13 protein-coding genes and 1 tRNA gene are annotated in these 18,421 nt (G+C 59.5%); 13 read left to right on the top strand and 1 reads right to left on the bottom strand.

Annotated features, from left to right (window positions below):
- Window positions 1–15: 15 nt before the first annotated feature.
- The gene (locus VHK65_09385) at window positions 16–3,123 is read right to left on the bottom strand and encodes a DUF3427 domain-containing protein (GenBank protein ID HVS06360.1); all 3,108 of its coding nucleotides are present in this window, start codon (window positions 3,121–3,123) and stop codon (window positions 16–18) included.
- An 86-nt stretch (window positions 3,124–3,209) separates the two neighbouring features.
- On the opposite strand from VHK65_09385, the gene VHK65_09380 reads away from it, so the two are divergent.
- The 13 genes from VHK65_09380 (at window position 3,210) to VHK65_09320 (ending at window position 18,214) form a co-directional block, all read left to right on the top strand.
- On the top strand, window positions 3,210–6,647 hold the full coding sequence (locus VHK65_09380; protein ID HVS06359.1) for a TM0106 family RecB-like putative nuclease: 3,438 nt from the start codon (window positions 3,210–3,212) through the stop codon (window positions 6,645–6,647).
- A 67-nt stretch (window positions 6,648–6,714) separates the two neighbouring features.
- A tRNA-Cys gene (locus VHK65_09375) sits at window positions 6,715–6,776 on the top strand.
- A 70-nt stretch (window positions 6,777–6,846) separates the two neighbouring features.
- Window positions 6,847–7,488: a hypothetical protein gene (locus VHK65_09370; GenBank protein ID HVS06358.1), complete on the top strand. Its 642-nt coding sequence runs from the start codon at window positions 6,847–6,849 to the stop codon at window positions 7,486–7,488.
- Entirely contained in the window at window positions 7,451–8,065 is a 615-nt protein-coding gene (locus VHK65_09365; protein ID HVS06357.1) for a hypothetical protein, read from the top strand. The genes VHK65_09370 and VHK65_09365 overlap by 38 nt, the downstream gene beginning before the upstream one ends.
- Window positions 8,066–8,081: 16 nt before the next feature.
- Window positions 8,082–8,522, top strand: a complete 441-nt coding sequence (locus VHK65_09360; protein ID HVS06356.1) for a hypothetical protein — start codon at window positions 8,082–8,084, stop codon at window positions 8,520–8,522.
- 159 nt (window positions 8,523–8,681) lie between these two features.
- Window positions 8,682–9,314 (top strand): helix-turn-helix domain-containing protein, encoded by a 633-nt coding sequence (locus VHK65_09355; GenBank protein HVS06355.1) that lies wholly within the window; start codon window positions 8,682–8,684, stop codon window positions 9,312–9,314.
- A gap of 78 nt (window positions 9,315–9,392) precedes the next feature.
- Window positions 9,393–9,788: a hypothetical protein gene (locus VHK65_09350; GenBank protein ID HVS06354.1), complete on the top strand. Its 396-nt coding sequence runs from the start codon at window positions 9,393–9,395 to the stop codon at window positions 9,786–9,788.
- A 40-nt stretch (window positions 9,789–9,828) separates the two neighbouring features.
- The gene (locus tag VHK65_09345; protein HVS06353.1) at window positions 9,829–10,797 is read left to right on the top strand and encodes a hypothetical protein; all 969 of its coding nucleotides are present in this window, start codon (window positions 9,829–9,831) and stop codon (window positions 10,795–10,797) included.
- Between the two features lie 28 nt (window positions 10,798–10,825).
- Window positions 10,826–12,364, top strand: a complete 1,539-nt coding sequence (locus VHK65_09340; protein ID HVS06352.1) for a class I SAM-dependent DNA methyltransferase — start codon at window positions 10,826–10,828, stop codon at window positions 12,362–12,364.
- On the top strand, window positions 12,361–13,548 hold the full coding sequence (locus VHK65_09335; GenBank protein HVS06351.1) for a restriction endonuclease subunit S: 1,188 nt from the start codon (window positions 12,361–12,363) through the stop codon (window positions 13,546–13,548). Before VHK65_09340 ends, VHK65_09335 begins: the two co-directional genes overlap by 4 nt.
- Window positions 13,545–16,904 (top strand): DEAD/DEAH box helicase family protein, encoded by a 3,360-nt coding sequence (locus tag VHK65_09330; protein HVS06350.1) that lies wholly within the window; start codon window positions 13,545–13,547, stop codon window positions 16,902–16,904. Before VHK65_09335 ends, VHK65_09330 begins: the two co-directional genes overlap by 4 nt.
- 25 nt (window positions 16,905–16,929) lie before the next feature.
- A complete protein-coding gene (locus VHK65_09325) occupies window positions 16,930–17,811 on the top strand; it encodes a restriction endonuclease (protein ID HVS06349.1) in 882 nt (293 codons plus the stop codon).
- Window positions 17,812–17,881: 70 nt separating this feature from the next.
- Window positions 17,882–18,214, top strand: coding sequence for a hypothetical protein (locus tag VHK65_09320; GenBank protein ID HVS06348.1), 333 nt, complete (start codon window positions 17,882–17,884; stop codon window positions 18,212–18,214).
- Window positions 18,215–18,421: the final 207 nt, after the last annotated feature.

Raw genomic sequence — 18,421 nt, 5'->3', positions numbered from 1 at the left:
GTAGCGAGACCAGGCTTAGACAGCGGCCTTTGCGATCTGAAAGAAATCGGGAGGCATTTCGTTCTCCAGCCGCCAGGTTATGGCCATTGGCCGGTCTCGCTCATGACTTACGTAGGCAGCTTTCCCGAGAAAAATGAAAGGCGAAGCCCCCAAAGACTCGCCGGCCGAGTTTTCGCGCACAAACAGAAGGACCGTGGTGCCGCGTGCCGCATGGTTGATGTACCGCTGCCCGGTGGGCGAGGCAGCAGAGGTTGTGGACTGCGATTCCCAATGAAACAGTCCGGGAGAGATCGGATAATCGCGATACCGTGTGCTTGGCGAGAATCGCCGTTCCGACTTATTCAGAGTTACAAGGAAGAGGTCAGTCATATATCTCTCGACCCAACGGACGCCCTCTCGCCATTGAGGAGGCTTTTCGGGCGTGGCCTCACCAAAGGCAGCGAGAATTTCGTTTCGCGTATATCGAGCGTGTAGCTTGAGCGGAACTTCCTTAGGAAGGTCCGCGTCCTTGATGAGGTGGGTCGAGTTGGCACCAAGGATGGCCAGGAGCTCGCGGAGCTCGTTAACAATATTCGGGCTTCTAAACAGTCTGGCAAGCGATTCTCGAAGTCCGATAGACGAGTTGTCGCTCGACCAGAGATCGAAATGGAGCATGCCCAATAGACGCCGGGTCATCTCGTCAATTCCATCGACGCCGCGGCCTGGCTGGGACAACCTTTCTGTATAGGTTGCGACGCGCAAAGGATCGTCGATATGCAGCATCCGACTCACGGCTTTACTCAGCAGAGCCTCGTCCGCCGTCGGATCCCCAGCAAAGCCAGCTTGCCGGCGGATGACCGTCCAACCAGGATTGCCGCCGGAGTACACATCGGCAAGTTCGACGCCTGTGCGCGCCAAGAAATCTTCTAGTGACACGTCACCCAATTCCTGGAGCTTTTCGGCCAACTCGGCCCTGAGCTTGGCAACCGAACCCTTGATGTTGTCGAGAATCACTTTCTGGGACTGACGGTCGAGGGTTATCGAGCACCCGGCAGGTAGATAGGGGAAGCCGTCTTCGACCTGATCCAGGACCTCCTTCCGATTCATACCGAGCAGAGCCTTGAACCGCTCCTCGAACCTGAACCGCCTGTGCTGCTGGCCGATGAAGTCGAGCACGGTAAGACCGGCTTTCCCCTCCGCATGCCTAAGCCCCCGGCCTAGCTGTTGAAGAAAGACAACCGGGCTCTCCGTTGGGCGGAGAAGCATCACGGTGTCGACGTCCGGAATGTCCAAGCCTTCGTTAAATAGGTCGACGGAAAATAGGACATTGGTCTTTCCGGTGCGCAGGTCGCGAAGCGCTTGCGATCGATCGGCGTCGCTTGAGATTCCCGAAACGGCCAAGGACGGGATGCCCGCCATGGAAAAGCGCTCGGCCATGTACTTTGCATGTTCCACGCTGACGCAGAATCCCAGAGCCTTCATGCGCGTAGGCGCCTCAACCACTTCCTGCACTGCGTCAAGGATCTTCCGGACGCGAATGTCGTTGCCCGTATAAATTTGGCCGAGTTGTCTTGTGTCGTAGCCGCCTCGCGCCCACGTGAGTTCGGACAAGTCGACGCCGTCCGAAACCCCGAAGTATTGGAACGGACAAAGCAGGCCTTGCTCTAATGCATCCCATAGGCGCAGCTCCACCGCGATGTGCCCGTCGAACCAGCGCTTGATATCGAGCCCATCGGTCCGCTCCGGAGTGGCTGTCATCCCAACTAGCAGCCGCGGCTTCAGATGGTCAAGCAGCCGTGTGTAGGTCGGGGCTTCCGCGTGATGGAACTCGTCGACGATCACGACATCGTAAAAATCGGGCGCCAGATCCGCCAGGTTTGTGTGATGGAGGGATTGAATCGACGCGAAGACATGCTTGCCATCGCGAGGCTTCTCACCGGCCACCATAAGCTCGCCAAAGTCTCCGTCATGCAGTACGTTGCGATAAGTCACGAGACTTTGCTTCAAAATCTCCTGGCGGTGGGCGACAAAGAGGAGCGAAGCGTTAGGCCAGTCTCGACAGATCTGCTTGTAATCAAAGGCAGAAACGACGGTCTTCCCGCTGCCGGTGGCCGCTACGATGAGGTTCTTCCAGCGGTTATGAACAGTCCGCTCGACTTCTAGCCGGTAGAGCATCTCTCGCTGAAAGGGATATGGCTGCAGCTCGAAGGGGAGGAGTTCCGTCGTCGAATCACGGGTCTCCCGAGCAATGGCGGCAACGAACGCGTCCCTGTTGTAGTCCTCGAACCGGGGGTCCTCCCAATAGGTCGTAAATACCGAGCTGAACCGGTCCAGGAGCTCGGGCGAGCTGGCCTGAGTTAGGCGGACGTTCCACTCGAGGCCCTCATGTAACGCCGTATGCGTCAAATTGGACGAACCGATATAGGCCGTCGAAAAGCCGCTATCCCGGGTGAAGAGCCATGCCTTCGCATGCAGGCGAGTAAACCCAGTGTCGTACGAGACCTTGATTTGCACGCCGATCTTCGCAAGTTCCTCGAGGGCCCGAACGTCGGTGGTCCCCGTATAGGTCGTCGTTATCAGGCGAACTGGAACCCCTCTATCGCGGAGTCGACGAAGCTGGTCCATGAATATCCGAATGCCGCTCCAGACGACAAAGGCGCAGAGGAGGTCGACCCTATCCGCCGACTCCAGTTCCTTCTTGATCGAGGAGCCAAATGCGGGCTCTTGCTTCGCTGCAACGAGCAGTGCGTTTTGGCTTAGCGGGATGTCCGGCCGCTCTAAGGAAATGAGGCCTCCTAACCCTCCGTCGAGTACTCGAAGCAGCTCGATCAGTTGCCGGCCATCCTTGTCGACGGTCTGATCGCCAAAGACACCCAGTTCCGGGGCGGCTGCCACAAGGTTTTGGATAAGATCGTTAACCATCGCGACCTGACGCCCAGCGTCGGCCTGAATGTGAGGAGCCATCAGGACTTTTTCCACCAATGACCCGACATGGCTCGCCAAAATGCGAGCGATGTCAGCGCGATCGACCTTGTCTAGGCGAAACAGCTTCTCGTCGGTCGGGAGTCTCGCCTGCAAAAAGTCTGTAAGGATGGCCTCATAGAGGCCTGGGGCCAGCTCCCGGCTGGGGGCAGGTTTTGCCATTCGCACACAGTATCGGGTGCAAACGGTCTTGCGACACACAGCTGTCGCAACCCGGCCCTAGAGTGACTTTGGAGTAGAAGGGCCAAATGCAATTCCTGGATGGTCGGCTGATCGTTAGCCCGTCCGATTTGACGGGCTTTTTGGAGTGCGAGCACCTCACCCAGCAGGAGCTGGCCGCCGCTCGCGGTGACATCGAGCGGCCGGAGCGGAAGGACCCCGAACTCGAGGTTCTGGCGAGGCGAGGCCTTGAGCATGAAGCTCGGCAGCTGGCTGAATTGAGAACCAGCCACCGGCGAGTCGTCGAGTTCCCGTTCCCCGACGGAACCATTGCCGGCCTGGCCCAAGCGCACGCCCAGACCGTCGCCGCCATGCACGAAGGTGCCGACGTCATCTACCAGGGCACCTTCTTCGATGGCCGCTGGCGATGCCATCCCGACTTCCTGCTGCGGGTCGACCGCCCCAGCAAGCTCGGCGCCTACAGCTACGAGGTTGCTGACGCGAAGCTCGCGCGCAAGGCCAAAGCCGCGGCTGTCCTCCAATGCTGTGTCTACGCCGAGCAGGTTGCTGCCGTCCAAGGAGTCGAGCCAGAGCGGATTCGGCTAATCCTCGGCGATGGCAGTGAGGAGTTGCTGCGCCTGAAGGACTATGGGGCCTACTACCGGAGCGTCAAGCGGCAGTTCGAGGAAACGGTGTTTGCGCCGGCGATAGCGACCTATCCAGATCCGGTTGACCACTGCCGCATCTGCCGTTGGATCGATGTCTGCGAGGTCCGCCGTCGCCAGGACGACCACCTCTGCCTCGTTGCGGGCATGCGTCGCGACCAAACCCGCCGCCTGAACCTCGCAGGCATCAAGACCGTCACCGAGCTCGGCGCGAGCCCCGTCGATCAGTCCATCCAGGGAATTAACGAAATGGCGCTCACTCGGCTCCGACAGCAGGCTCGGCTCCAGGTGGAGCAGCGGCATAGAGACACGCTGCCGTTCGAGGTCCTACCGCCGCTCGGCGAGCAGCTGGGCTTCCAGTCGCTCCCCGCGCCAACCCTGGACGACCTCTTCTTCGACATGGAGGGCGATCCCTTCGTCGGCGACAACGGCCTCGAGTACCTCTTCGGCATCCTCGAACTCAACTCCGCCACTTCCCTCCCCCCTCAAGGGGGAGGGTCGGGGAGGGGGGTGATGATGCACCATGCGTTCTGGGGCCACGATCCCGATGAAGAGAAGCGTGCCTTCGAGCAGGTCGTCGACTTCCTTGTCGAGCGACTCAACCGCAATCCCGATCTGCACGTCTATCACTACGCGCCTTACGAGCCGAACGCGCTCAAGTATCTGGCGAGTACCTATGCGACCCGGGAAGCTGAGGTCGACCAGCTCCTGCGCGGCCGGGTGCTCGTCGACCTGTATCGGATAGTCCGGCAGTCCGTTCGGATCGGGACCGAGTCGTATTCGTTGAAGGAACTCGAGTCGCTCTATCGAGGCAAGAGGTCGACCGAGATCGTCGACGCCGCGGGCAGCATCGTTGCTTACGAGGACTGGCTCGAGTCGCACGACCAGCGGCTGCTCGACGAGATCGCCCGGTACAACGAGGACGACTGCCTCTCGACGGCGCAACTGCGCCAGTGGCTGGAGGCGCGGCGCCTTGAGGCGATTGCTCTATACGGCGAGATTCCACGGCCCGGGCCCGAGGAAGTCGAACCGAGCGAAACCCTACGCGACATCGATGAGCGGACAGCTGTGCTCGTCGATCGACTGCTCGAGGGCGTCCCCGAAAACGAGGACGATCGGTCGACCGCGCAGCAGGCGCGCTACCTGATGGCTCACAGCCTCAACTGGCACCGCCGCGAGGGAAAATCCGAGTGGTGGGAGTACTACCGCAAGTGTTCCTTGACCGACGAGCAGTTGGTGGAGGATCGGGAAGCGATTGGCGCGATCGAGTTTCGCGGCGAGGTGCGGCCGGAGCACCGTTCGAACGTCTTTCGCTATTGGTTCGATCCGAACCAGGAGTACAAGATCGGGGTTGGCGACCAACCGCACGACCCACGGACAGAATCAGGCGCCGGCGAAGTGGTGGCAATGGATCCGATCGCGGGGTGGATCGAGCTGAGTCGCGGCGTGAAGTCGGAGTCACCGTATCCGACGTCGCTCATCCCAGCCAGTCCGATCCCGACTAAGGAGCAACGCGATGCTCTGATGCGACTGGGCCAACGCGTCGCCGACCTCGGCTTTGCTGGGACGGGCCCCTACCAGGCGGCCCGCGATCTGCTCTGCCTCGAGCCGCCGAGGATCGAGGGTGTCATCGAAGGGGCGCCGCTGGTGCAGGCGGGCGAACGAGCAAAGGACGTGGCGTTGCTGTTAGCGCCTCGGCTCGACAACACCTGCCTGGCGATTCAGGGGCCGCCGGGCTCCGGGAAGACAACGATCGGCGCCGAGTTGATCGTCGACCTGGTCAGACGCGGCAAGCGCGTTGGGATAACGGCGAATAGTCACAAGGTCATTGGCAACCTGCTCGACAAAACGATGGGGGAGGCGAGGCGCAGAGGAAAGGTAGTCCGCGCCATGCAGAAGGCCGACGAGCGCGATCGATGCGCTTCACAAGATGTTCAATGCACCAACAGCTCATCGACCGTCGAAGCTGCGTTAGCCGCGGATGAGGTTGAGGTCGTCGCCGGAACGCCCTGGCTCTTCGCCCGCGCCAGCTTTCCCGCGAAGCTGGATTACCTGGTCGTCGACGAGGCTGGGCAGATGGCGTTGGCGAACGTTCTTGCAATCGCTGGCGCAGCACACAACCTTATATTGTTGGGCGATCCGAACCAGCTAAGGCAGCCTTCCCACGGGATCCATCCGGAAGGCGTCGACCGATCCGTACTCGATCACGTCATCCAGGACCAGCCGACGATGCCGACCGCCTACGGGCTCTTCCTTGAGACAACCTACCGTTTACACCCCACGGTCTGCGCTTTCGTATCCGAGGCCTTCTACGACCGCAAGCTCGAGCCGGACGAATCGACTAAACGCCAGAACCTCGCGGTAAGCAACGGCACTGGCGGGCTTGGGTTGCGGTATCTATCCGTTGACCACAGCGGCAATCGGACGCTGTCGCCGGAAGAGGCCGACCGAGTTAACCAAACCTTCCGATCACTTCTTGGCCTACCGTGGACCGATCGCGAAGGGGCCACACGCCCGCTCGCTGTTGATGATGTGTTGGTCGTCGCGCCGTACAACGCCCAGGTCCGCCGGCTTATCGAGACACTTCCGGGCGGAGCGCGGGTCGGCACCGTCGACAAGTTCCAGGGCCAGGAAGCGCCCGTCCTCATCTACTCGATGGCAACCTCGACGGTCGACGACGCCCCTCGCGGCATGGATTTCCTGTTCAGCCTAAACCGCCTAAACGTGGCGGCTTCTAGGGCTCAAGGATTGGTGATCTTGATGTGCAGCCCCGAGTTGCTCAAGGCCCGTTGCCGCACGCCCGACCAGATGCGACTCGCGGGTGCCCTCTGCAGGCTGGTTGAGTTTGCAACACCCGGATGAAGCCGTGCCTAAGGCCGATCTGGCAAGACCGAGCGTGTGGAGATGCCCTGCCCAGATCGGTTGGAACCCAAAATAATGAAGAGGTCTGCAAAACCTCCACCACGGGTTCGAATCCCGCACTCGCCTCCAGTTTTTTCAAGACGAAGTTAGGCGGCGACAAGCGGTATTGGCCGACGGCGGCGAAATTTGACCACAATTCATGAAGCAAAAGGCGGAGGTCTCTCTCAGATGGCTCCTGGGATCCTGGCTGCTGCTCGTCCTCTGGGTTCTCAACGTCGTGCTGCTTGCGGCGGTCATCGCCGATGTCTTCCTGCCGGTGCCGAGCAACGCCAGCCAGACAACAGGCAAGCTTCGCGAGGCCGCTCTACCTCTGTTTGGATCTGGCTTCTTCGGCCTGTTCGTTTTCACCCTCCAGACAACCCGAGGTCGGCTCGAGCGACGCTATGACCTCCGCCGGAACGCATCCGGATTGCTCATGGCTGCGGTACAGACGCTGCTCGAGCTGCAGCGAGAGTTGAAGCACTTCCCAAAGGGACGGCCCCAACTGCCGATTCCAGAACAGGGACCGGTCAAGCTAGGCAACTTCGACAGGGCCTACGAGCTCGAGCAAGAGTGGCGTCGCCTCTATCGCGAGGGTGAGCGCGACCTCATCCTGGACGAGGGACCCGAGGGGACGACATTCAAGGTCTGGCGTACTCTCCGCGACAGTTTTTGGGACTGGAACAATGCGCTAGCCGACAGGGCCGACGCAGCCAAGCTCCTGACCCTGGAAAGCGCACTCAATGCCAATGCCAAGGCGTTCGGTGAGCAGCTTCGTACCGCTCTACGGAGTCTCGGGTAACGCAACAGATTACCTGATGAGAGCATTCGTGACTTCGACTCTGCTCGTTGCTGAAGACATCAAGTGGACAGACGTCGTCACCGCCTGGGGCACCCTGATATCGGCGATTGGGGCCGTGGCAGCGGCGGCCGTCGCCGTCCTCATCGCCGGGTGGTTGTCACCCCGAGAGGCGCAGCGAGCGGCCGACGCCGTCGAGGAGCGTCAGCGGAGTCGGGAGGAAGCGGCCGAAGACCGGCGGTTCAGGACTGCTGCCCTTCTCGCTCTTGACGAGCTCCGCGGGAACCTCTCAATCCTCGAAATCGCGAAGATGACCAACGAGATCCCGGCATCGCTTGCATTCGAGACGTACAGGGACCATCAACTGCTGTTGGCACTTCATCTCAAGCCAGCGGACCGCGACGACGTGCGGGCCGCATACGTTTACGCGCGGGCGCCACGAGTGTTTGCCCAAAGGGGGAACTTTGCGCCAGAGCCCGCTCAGCAGAACGTCGAGGCCGCTCGGGCAAAGACCGAACGGGCCATTGTTGTCCTGGGCTGGGTGGCGAACGAGTTGCCCGGTGGGTACAGAAACCTGTGACAGCGTCCGGACCAGGGTGACCACCATTACCGTCGATACGTCGGTCGTGATCGGAGCGGTGAAAGGAGACTGCCCGATGGCGGGGGAGCTGTTTGAGCGTGCCCGGAAGGGTGAACTCGATGTCGCGGTAACCACGCGCCTGGAGCACGAGCTCACCAAGACCGAGCCCGTCGGCGAGCTTGCTGAGTTCCTCCGCACACGTCCCGTGGTCGGTGCCCCATTCCGCTGGGGTGTCAGCAAGTGGGATGGCGGCGATACCTGGGCCGCTCCGTCAAGTCCAAACCCATCAACCGACCAGATCGACTCCGATCACCTGGAGGCGCACAAGGCCAGTGGCCGGCATTTCTTCGTGACCTGCGAAAAGGGTCGCGTACTGAAGTGGGCGACCGAACGTGGCATTACATCAGTGTCCCCGGCCCAGCTGCTCGAGAGGCTGGACAATCCGCGCGCCGAGTGACGGCGGCGGCTTCCGATAAGCCGACCACCCATGGCCTAGACCTGCGTCGCGCGGCGGCCCATGCAAGCTGTTTGAGAATTGGTGGATCAACAAGCTCTTACCTAAACAATCGCATCTACCTGTTGTGATTAGTCGTCCTTTTAGGTAAGATCTTTCCCTATGAGCGAGCGATTTTTCACGGTCGAGGAGGTCGCCGAAAAACTCAAGCTGACCAAGGTGACGGTCCTTCGCTGGATCAAGAACCAAAAGCTACCGGCCGTCAACCTGGGTGGGACCTCTGGGTACCGCGTCCGCGGCGCAGAGGTGGAGGCCTTCCTTTGGACCGAGTACGGCGGGCTGAAGGCTCACCTCAGCCGGGCGGCCGTTGCAGTCTCGCAAGCAGCGGAGGCAGCGAGGGATTATGGCGACCGATTCAGCAACGCGGCTATGGCGAAGCGGAGCGTTGAATTAGGTGAAGAAGCAACCCGGCTGTTTCAGGAAGCGGAGCATTTTCGCGACGTCCAAGGCTTCTACAGGCCTGCTACTAGTCCGGGAACGCTTCAAGAGCTCCAACCGTTCATGTCGGCGGCTCAGGTCTACAACTCAGCGAATGAAGATTTTCAGGTTGTGGCCATCATGGTTCGAGACGCCATTGGGGACCGCTCCTCCGCATCATCCGTGCAGGCGATTAGGCAGTGGCTCCTCAAGGCCGAGGCTAGCAACCCACCGGACACTGAGCAGGGGCGCCTTGTGCGCATCGCCGGTCCGCTGCTGCTCAACAGGTACGTGCGCAAACCAGCTGCCAAAGCCTAGGTGGATACGGGCCTAGGTGCTCTGCTCGGGGCAGTTGCTGGCTACTTTCTAAGGCCGCTCGGTGATTGGTTTCATGACGTGCGGATCGGTCGCAAGGAGCGCCTGCGCCGACAAGCTGACTCCGAGAGAGAGACGCTAGTTGCGGCCCAGGGCAGCATGCTGCAGTTGGAGCGGGCATCTGCTGCTGCTTATCGAGCAAATCCGATGCAGCTGCAGCCACTAGCCCATCCCGTCGTGCAGACGCTGTTCCGGGAAGACCAAGCACTCGAGGATGCGGTCATCGGCATGAAGATGGTTCGGGTGCGTGTCGCAGACGACAAGATGCGGACCCTCCTTGCCGCATTCGAAGAAGCCGCCATGACCGCGGCACATCCGGAGTCTGCTGACCAGGCAGTCCCCGCGAGCGATGCTAGGCGGGCAGCATTCGACGCGGCGAACGAGCGGCTCGGCGAGCTGCTCCGAGGCCTCCCATAATGCTGCTTTCCCGACCGCACGCAGCTCGACGTTATCAGTCATGATTGGTGCGGCGGCATCAGCGGCGACTACCTCGGGCAGCGACAGTGGAATTGCTCCAGCGATCATCGGAGCGGTGGCTGCTATTTCTGTCGCGTTGATTTCAAGTATCGCTAGCTACGTTTTGGCTGTACGGCAGTCTCGTCAGGATCTGAAAGCGCGCCTTAAACAAACTGGTGCCGAGGGAGAACAGGCGCGTGAGACGGCTAAGCGCCAGTACGAACTGGAAGCAATTAAGCGTTTCCGGGCCGACGTTGGGCCGGCAAAGGGCCAGATTATCGAAGCGGTGCACGACCTGAACGATCGCCTTCGAAGCCTATTTGGGAATCCTCAAGCTCCAGGCTGGACGTCCCGTCACGGGTACTACCAACAGACGTTCATATGGTTGGTACTCAGACCATTCACCTGGCGCGAGTTACTGCGCCGACGCACGACGTACTTAGATCAGAGCCTGTCTGATCTAGTGTTGGACGAATACGCTTTTCTGCGCGATTGCCATCAGATCGAGAAGTCCTTAACTGATGCTGCAGCTTTTGCAGGCACCGGATATGACGACACGCATTCAACGGCGCATGCCTTTGCCGGAAACCTCCGTGAAGGGGCTGAGTTACTCATTGTCGGAAGTTCGGGCGGTGAGATTTGCATGAGTGCGAGCGAATTTCGCGACCAACTTGGCAGTCTGCGCGAGCGCGAGCCCATCGCGGAGATCGAGCCATTACTATCAAACCCTGACCAGGTCGATCGCGTTACATCCTACAAGCTCGCCCGACTTTTGATCTTATACCAGGCGTGCTCAATCTTCCTCAATGACTGGCATCTGCCGTACAGGCACTTTGAGTCAGCGCAGTCTGTCATCGAGCTTCTTGCGATAGTACGAGACGAGGACATCCGTGGCGCCGTCCAACAATACCTTGCAAAAGGGACTCAAGTTGAGGCTCTCGCCGCTCCCGGGCATAATCGCTACCGATGATTGAAGTCATTATGGGAAGGAAGCGCCGATGATCGGCGGACCGCTTAAGGGCCAGGTCGACAAGCTGTGGGACGCCTTCTGGTCCGGCGGCATCTCAAACCCCTTGGAGGTCATCGAGCAAATCACCTATCTGCTCTTCTTCCGGCGTCTCGATGATCTACAGACTCTGGAGGAGAACAAGGCGCGGACGCTCAAGAAGCCGATAGAGAGGCGGATCTTCTCCGAAGGGAACGATCCGAGGGGGCGCTCCTACAACGACCTCAGATGGTCGCGATTTCGCCACGTAGCGCCCGAGGAGATGTTCGCGATCGTCGGCGAGCACGTCTTTCCCTTTCTTCGGGGTTTGGGCGGCGAGGGTTCGACTTACGCGCAACACATGAAGGACGCCAGGTTTACCATCCCGACGCCGGGACTACTGGCCAAGGTGGTTGACCTCATCGCGGACATCCCGATGGAGGATAGGGACACCAAGGGCGATCTGTACGAGTACATGCTTAGCAAGATCGCCACGGCGGGGCAAAACGGGCAGTTCCGCACGCCGCGACACATCATTCAGCTAATGGTGGAACTGGTGGCGCCGACGCCAAAGGACATCATTTGCGATCCTGCCTGCGGCACTGCCGGATTCCTGATCTCGGCCGGGGAGTATCTGCGCCGTGCTTACCCGAAGATGTTGCAGGACGCGAAACCGCGATCCCACTTCCACGAGACCATGTTCCACGGCTTCGATTTCGACAACACGATGCTGCGGATCGGAAGCATGAACATGTTGCTCCACGGGATCGAGAATCCGGACATCCGCTACCGGGATTCACTGGCGCAGGACCATGCCGGCGAGGAGGAGAAATACACGCTGGTTCTCGCCAATCCGCCCTTCGCCGGATCGCTCGATTACGAGAACACGGCCAAGGATCTGCTCGCTGTCGTCAAGACCAGGAAGACCGAGCTGCTCTTCCTCGCTTTATTCCTTCGACTGCTCAAACCAGGCGGACGAGCCGCCGTGATCGTTCCCGAGGGGGTCTTATTTGGGTCCAGCAATGCGCACACGGCGCTAAAAAAAATCTTGGTCGAGGATCAAAAGCTCGAGGCGGTGATTTCGCTGCCTAGCGGCGTGTTCCGACCATATGCAGGCGTGTCGACCGCGGTGCTGGTGTTCACCAAGACCGACTCGGGCGGTACGGACCATGTCTGGTTTTACGACCTTGGTTCAGACGGCTGGTCTCTCGATGACAAGCGAGCGCCCCTGCTTCCGGAGGAGAAACTAGGCGTTGCGCCCAGGCAGCCGCTTACCGCTGAGGAGCACGCCCAGAATAATCTGCCTGACGTGGTAGCCCGATGGCGGAAGAGGGACTCTACAGAGGTAGAGCGGACTCGCGCCGAGCAGAGTTTTTGCGTGGCCAAGGCGCAGATCGCCTTGCAGGGATACGACCTAAGCGTGAATCGCTACCGAGAGGTCATCCCAGAGGAGGTGAAACACCGACCGCCCAACGAGATCATCGCCGAATTGCAGGAGCTTGAAGGGGAGATCCAGGCTGGCCTCAGCGAGCTAGAAGCGATGGTAGGGTGACCGACTTGGCTTGGGTCCCACTGGGTCAGCTCGTGACAATTGCCGGAGGCGGCACCCCTCAACGAGATAACCCATCGTATTTCGGGGGAGACATCCCGTGGGTTACGCCAAAGGACATGAAGACGTCACACCTGAGTGGCAGCCAGATCCGCATTACGGACCTTGGACTACGCGAAAGCGCGACCAAGCTAGTCCCGGCCAACTCGGTGCTGATCGTCGTTCGCTCGGGTGTGTTGAAGCATTCCATCCCGGTGGCCATCAATCGGGTACCAGTGGCTCTGAACCAGGATATGAAAGCATTGACGGCCGGACCAAAAGTTGATCCCGAGTACCTCGCGCACTTCCTGCGGGCAGCAGCGCCAACCATCCTCACGTGGGTTCGAGCCACGACAGCTGACAATTTCCCGATAGAGAAACTTCGTTCGCTGGAGGTGCCGCTACCGGACCTTCCGAAGCAGCGACGTATCGCCGACATTCTCGACCGAGCCGATGCCCTCCGGGCCAAGCGTCGGAAGAGTCTCGTTCAGCTAGACGGACTAAACCATTCACTCTTCCGGACGATGTTTGGGGGCGAGAAGTACGAGCATGGTTCATGGCCGCTCGTCACGGTTGGGGAGTTCGCAACTACTATCACGAAGGGGACCACTCCAACAACTCTCGGATTCGCGTTCGCGCCACGAGGCATTCCGTTCATCCGAGTTCTCAACCTCTTTGGAGGTGGCGTCGACGAGAAGATCGACGCCCGGTACATTTCTCGCGATGTGCATCTCACACTCGCGCGATCAATAATCAAGCCGGGTGACGTTCTGATTTCCATTGCTGGCACTGTTGGCCGGGTGGGCTTGGTCGGGAACAGATATGCCGAAATGAATTGCAATCAGGCGGTTGCAATCATTCGCACGAACGGCGACAGAGTGCTTGGGGAATTTCTTGCGTACTGGTTGATGAGTGCGAGCGCGCAGAGACAAATGCGGGGCGCACAGGTCACGGCCACAGTGACGAATCTCAGCCTCGGCCAATTGCGAAGCATGCGGCTACGGCTTCCGCCGATGCACTGGCAGTCAGCCTTTGTCGATCGGACTGCGCAGACAGAGCGCATACGCGCTCTCGGCAGCAGAAGCATGATCCAGCTCGATTCTCTCTTTTATTCCCTCCAGCGCGGCGCCTTCGTGGGACAGCTGTGACCAACTACTCCTTCCTGGTGCATGAGTGGCCCGACATCCAGGAGGCCGCCGTCAAGGCCGAGGAAAACGCGCGCCGCGATCCGCGTACCTCGTGCTTCTACGCCCGCCGCGCCCTTGAGTTGGTCGTCCATTGGGCCTACAAGGCGGACAGCTCTCTGCACCTGCCGTATCAGGACAACCTCAGCGCTCTTATACATGACCCTAGCTTCAAGAAGATTGCCGGCGGTGCGGTCTTCACAAAAGCTCGCTATATAGCACAGATCGGGAACCGGGCTGTACACGAGCACCGTCGTATTCCCGAGGCGCTTTCGATGGCAGTTGTCGAGGAGCTCTTCCACGTCTGCTATTGGCTGGCGCACACCTATGCCCGCGGTGCCACGCCCGATCCTCGCCTGACGTTCGATCCGGCGCTTTTACCAGCTTCGGGCAGCGCGATTCCCGTCCAGACCACTGTGAGGCTGCAGGCGCTAGAAGCGGCTCTCGCCGAGCGCGACGAGAAGCTCACCGTGCTTCTTACCGACAAGACAGACCTCGATGCGGAGCTGAGGCAGCTGCGTGCGGAGATAGTGGAGGCAAAGCGCAAGAACGAGCAGCGGCCCGATGACCACGACTACTCAGAGGCCGACACCCGTGACCGCTTCATCGACCTGCTGCTGCACGAAGCTGGTTGGCCGCTCGACCAACCTCGCGACCGCGAGTTCGAAGTCACCGGAATGCCAACCAAGGGCGGGCGAGGCTTCGTTGACTACCTTCTTTGGGGGGACGACGGAAGGCCGCTTGGGCTGGTCGAGGCAAAGCGGACTAGGAAGGATCCCAAGATCGGGCGGCAGCAAGCCAAGCTTTACGCCGATTGCCTGGAGTCTCAATTTGGGCAGCGGCCTGTGATCTTCTACACGAACGGGTACGAGCATTGGCTCTGGGACGACGTCATGTACGCGCCGCGTTCGGTCCAAGGCTTCTATACCAAGGACGAGCTGGAGCTCATGATCCAGCGACGCTCGACGCGGCGGTCATTGGCAACGGCGGACATCAACCGGGCGATCGTCGAACGTTACTACCAGCAGCGGGCGATCCGCAGAATAGGGGAGAGCTTCGAACGAGACCGTGAACGCAAGGCGCTGCTGGTTATGGCCACAGGCGCGGGGAAAACGCGCACCATCATTGCCCTGGTGGACCTGCTGATCCGGTGCAATTGGGCAAAGAGGGCGCTCTTCTTGGCCGATCGCATCGCCTTGGTGAACCAGGCTGTCGGGGCGTTTAAGAATCATCTGCCGTCTTCAGTTCCTGTCAATCTCGTCACGGATAAGAACGAGGATGGTCGGGTCTATATCTCCACCTATCCCTCGATGATGGGTCTGATCAACGAAATCCGGGAGGGAAGGCGGCGCTTTGGTCCAGGCTATTTCGACCTTGTAGTCATCGACGAGGCGCACCGCTCCGTTTACCAAAAGTACAGGGCAATTTTCGAATACTTTGACAGTCTCCTCGTGGGGCTGACGGCAACGCCCAAGGATGAGGTAGACGTCAACACCTACGGCCTGTTTGACCTCGAGCGCGGCGTGCCGACGGACGCTTATTCACTAGAGGAGGCAGTCAACGACGGTTTCCTTGTACCACCGCGGGCTGTAAGCGTTCCGGTCAAGTTCCAGAGACAAGGCATCGAATATAAGGATCTCAGCGAAGAGGACAAGGAGCTCTGGGATGCTATGGAGTGGGATGAGGACGGCAACATCCCAACGCGCGTGGAGCCGGCGGCGCTCAATGCTTGGCTCTTCAACGAGGACACCGTCGATAAGGTCCTTGCGCACCTCATGCTGAACGGCCTCGCTGTGAATGGAGGCGATCGCCTTGGTAAAACGATTATCTTTGCTAAGAATCAAGCCCACGCGGAGTTCATCATCGAGCGGTTCGATGCCAACTATCCGCAGTACAAGGGTGCCTTCGCTCGCACCATCCACCACGGCGTGACCTACGCACAGACAATCATCGACGACTTCTCGGCCACGGGGAAGATGCCACATATCGCTGTCTCTGTCGACATGCTCGACACGGGCATCGACATTCCCGATGTCATTAACCTGGTGTTTTTCAAGCCTGTGTATTCCAAGACAAAGTTTTGGCAGATGATGGGCAGAGGCACCCGCTTGCGGCCCGACCTTTTCGGTCCCGGAGACAGCAAGACCTGCTTTTACGTGTTCGATTTCTGCGCTAATTTTGAATTTTTCCACCAGAACCTTCCTGCTACCGAGGGGCGGCTCAGTGATTCGCTCAGCAAACAGCTATTCACCACCCGTCTTGAACTGATCGCCGCCCTCGATGGGGACAGCGCTGACCCGGCGCTGCGGCAGGAGACCGCTGTCTCTCTTCACGCTCAGGTGGCGGCGATGAATGTTGACAACTTCATCGTCCGTCCGAAGCGACGCCTTGTCGAAAAGTACGCCAACGCGGGGGCCTGGGAGACGCTCGACAAGGAAGACCACCACATCCTTGCGACGGAGATCGCCGGCTTACCCTCCCAGCTTGAGCCCGAGGACGAAGAGGCGAAGCGGTTCGACATGTTGATGCTGCGACTGCAGCTATCTGTGCTTCGGCACGAGCCCTCATTTGACCGACTGCGCACGATGGTCATCGAGATCGCCGGCCTGCTTGAAGAGCAGGGGAACATTCCGATGATCCGGGAGCAGTTGCCGCTAATTTCGGAGCTGCAGTCTGATGAATGGTGGCAAGACACGACCGTCGCCATGTTGGAGGATGCGCGCAAGAAGCTCCGCTCGCTTGTCCGTCTCATCGAGAAGAGCAGACGTAAGCCCATTTACACCGATTTCCAGGATGAAATTGGAGAGGCGATAGAACTGGTCCTAATGGACGCCGTTCCTACGCTGTCGATGGACGCTTTCCGGGAGAAAGCGAGAGCCTTCGTCCGCCAACACGATGACAACATCGCCATCCACCGGCTCCGGATGAATAAGCCACTGACGACTAAGGATCTGCAGTCCCTCGAGGCCTTGTTGGCGCTGAGTAGCATTGGTGATTACAAACTCATCGCAAAGGCCAAGGAAGACAGTCACGGACTTGGCCTCTTCGTGCGAGGATTGGTGGGACTCGACAAGGGCGCCGCTAATGAGGCCTTCGCAGATTTCATCGCAGGCCGAACGCTCACAGCAAATCAGATTGAGTTCGTTAACCTCATCATCGAGCACCTCACCAATCAGGGCGTGGTGAGCGCGGCACGGTTCTACGAGTCGCCCTTCACGGACATCGCGCCATTGGGGCCGCAGGGAATCTTTAGCGAAGCAGAGGTTGAGGAACTTGTCGCGATCTTAGACCGCGTCCGCTCGTCCGCCGAGGCGGCGTGACGATCCCTGCTTAGGAGGGCATCGTATGGCTGAAATCACTAAACGACGCAAGGGTGAGCTTGTTCGAGCAGTCTTTGAGGTACTGCTGGATGAACCAAATGGCCTCCAGGCGCAGGAAGCCCTCCGCCGAGTCGAAGCGGTCCGTCCCCCAACTCCATTCGAACAGAGTGACTACCCAAAGAATCCTGGCCAACGTCGATTTGAAAAAGTCATCCGCTTCAGCACCATTACGTCAGTGAAGGCGGGCTGGTTGGCGAAAGGCGACGGGAGATGGTCCGTAACCCCGCTAGGTAAGGAGGCATACGCGAAATTCTCGTCCCCAGAAGCATTCATCGACGAGGCTTGGCGCTTGTATCGGGCCTGGAAGGGAGCCCAGCCGAAAGCGCCCGATGTCGAGGAAACGGAAGCGGACGAAGTGGAGACGTCCGTCGTGCTTGAAGAGGCTGAGGAAAGCGCGCGAACCCAAATCCGCGAATACGTGGAGAAAATGCCACCGTACGATTTTCAGAATTTGGTTGCCGCGCTCTTGAGGGCCATGGACTATTTCGTTTTCCACGTGGCTCCGCCCGGGCCAGATCGAGGGGTTGACATTATCGCCTTTAGTGACCCACTTGGAACAAGGGTGCCACGCATCAAAGTGCAGGTAAAACGTCAAGAATCGCCAGTGCCAGCCGATAAGCTCCGTTCGTTCCTGTCCACAATCGGAGAAACCGACGTCGGAATCTTCGTTTCGACGGGTGGCTTTACCAGTGACGCCCAGGAGGAAGCTCGTCACGAGAAGCGCCATATCACCGTGATTCATCTCGATGATCTCGTCCGACTTTGGATCAAGCACTTTGACAAGGTTGCGGAGTCAGATAAACAACTCCTGCCGATCCGCGCTGTGTACTTCCTTGCGCCAAGTTAACGCAGCACCGAGACTCAGGCCGGCATCGGTGACTATTTTGCGTCTGGACGACATCAGAGGGTAGGCCAGCATGAACTACCGCAGGCTTGGAAAACTGACTCGCAAAGATCGTGAACGCCTACGGAAGTCTTGGGTCGAGAAGGACGGCCACTACATGTGGATCGCTCCAACTGAACAATGGGACGCCAATAAAGCAAGATGGCGTGACCCGAAAATCAGTGGCTGGCAAGGCGCTGAGATCATTCTTCCTGTCGTTCACGAGAATGGTGCAGAAAAGCCAGAGCCATTTCGGGGAGCGCGGGCCATGTGGTATGAAGCTGGGTTTGCCCTGCCTGACGCGGATCTCAACAACGTCTGCGGCGAGCCTCGCTGCGTGCGACCCGAACATTTGAGAGCCGATTGACCACGGGCGACGCGCCGATCATCTCGACATACGATTCAACAGGCTTCATCACAAGCTCTTTGGGCAACCATTAGCTCACGCGGTTCCAGCGGTAGCGCCCAGATTGCGCCGGGCCGCTTCGGCTAGGCTAAGGCGCTGAATGAAGAGTAGCCCAGAGGTCGAGCGCTGGTTCGCAGAAAAGAAGCTCTCCGCCGAGGCCACCAATCC

This window comes from Candidatus Dormiibacterota bacterium (genome assembly GCA_035544955.1).
Lineage (GTDB): Bacteria > Chloroflexota > Dormibacteria > CF-121 > CF-121 > CF-13.
The sequence above is the reverse complement of the archived record's forward strand: the minus strand, read 5'-3'. Positions and strand labels throughout refer to the sequence as shown.

Coding starts and splice junctions, on each gene's coding strand:
- VHK65_09340 (HVS06352.1), top strand. CDS start 10,826: ATGATCGGCGGACCGCTTAAGGGCCAGGTCGACAAGCTGTGGGACGCC.
- VHK65_09345 (HVS06353.1), top strand. CDS start 9,829: ATGATTGGTGCGGCGGCATCAGCGGCGACTACCTCGGGCAGCGACAGT.
- VHK65_09380 (HVS06359.1), top strand. CDS start 3,210: ATGCAATTCCTGGATGGTCGGCTGATCGTTAGCCCGTCCGATTTGACG.
- VHK65_09370 (HVS06358.1), top strand. CDS start 6,847: ATGAAGCAAAAGGCGGAGGTCTCTCTCAGATGGCTCCTGGGATCCTGG.
- VHK65_09385 (HVS06360.1), bottom strand. CDS start 3,123: ATGGCAAAACCTGCCCCCAGCCGGGAGCTGGCCCCAGGCCTCTATGAG.
- VHK65_09355 (HVS06355.1), top strand. CDS start 8,682: ATGAGCGAGCGATTTTTCACGGTCGAGGAGGTCGCCGAAAAACTCAAG.
- VHK65_09325 (HVS06349.1), top strand. CDS start 16,930: ATGGCTGAAATCACTAAACGACGCAAGGGTGAGCTTGTTCGAGCAGTC.
- VHK65_09320 (HVS06348.1), top strand. CDS start 17,882: ATGAACTACCGCAGGCTTGGAAAACTGACTCGCAAAGATCGTGAACGC.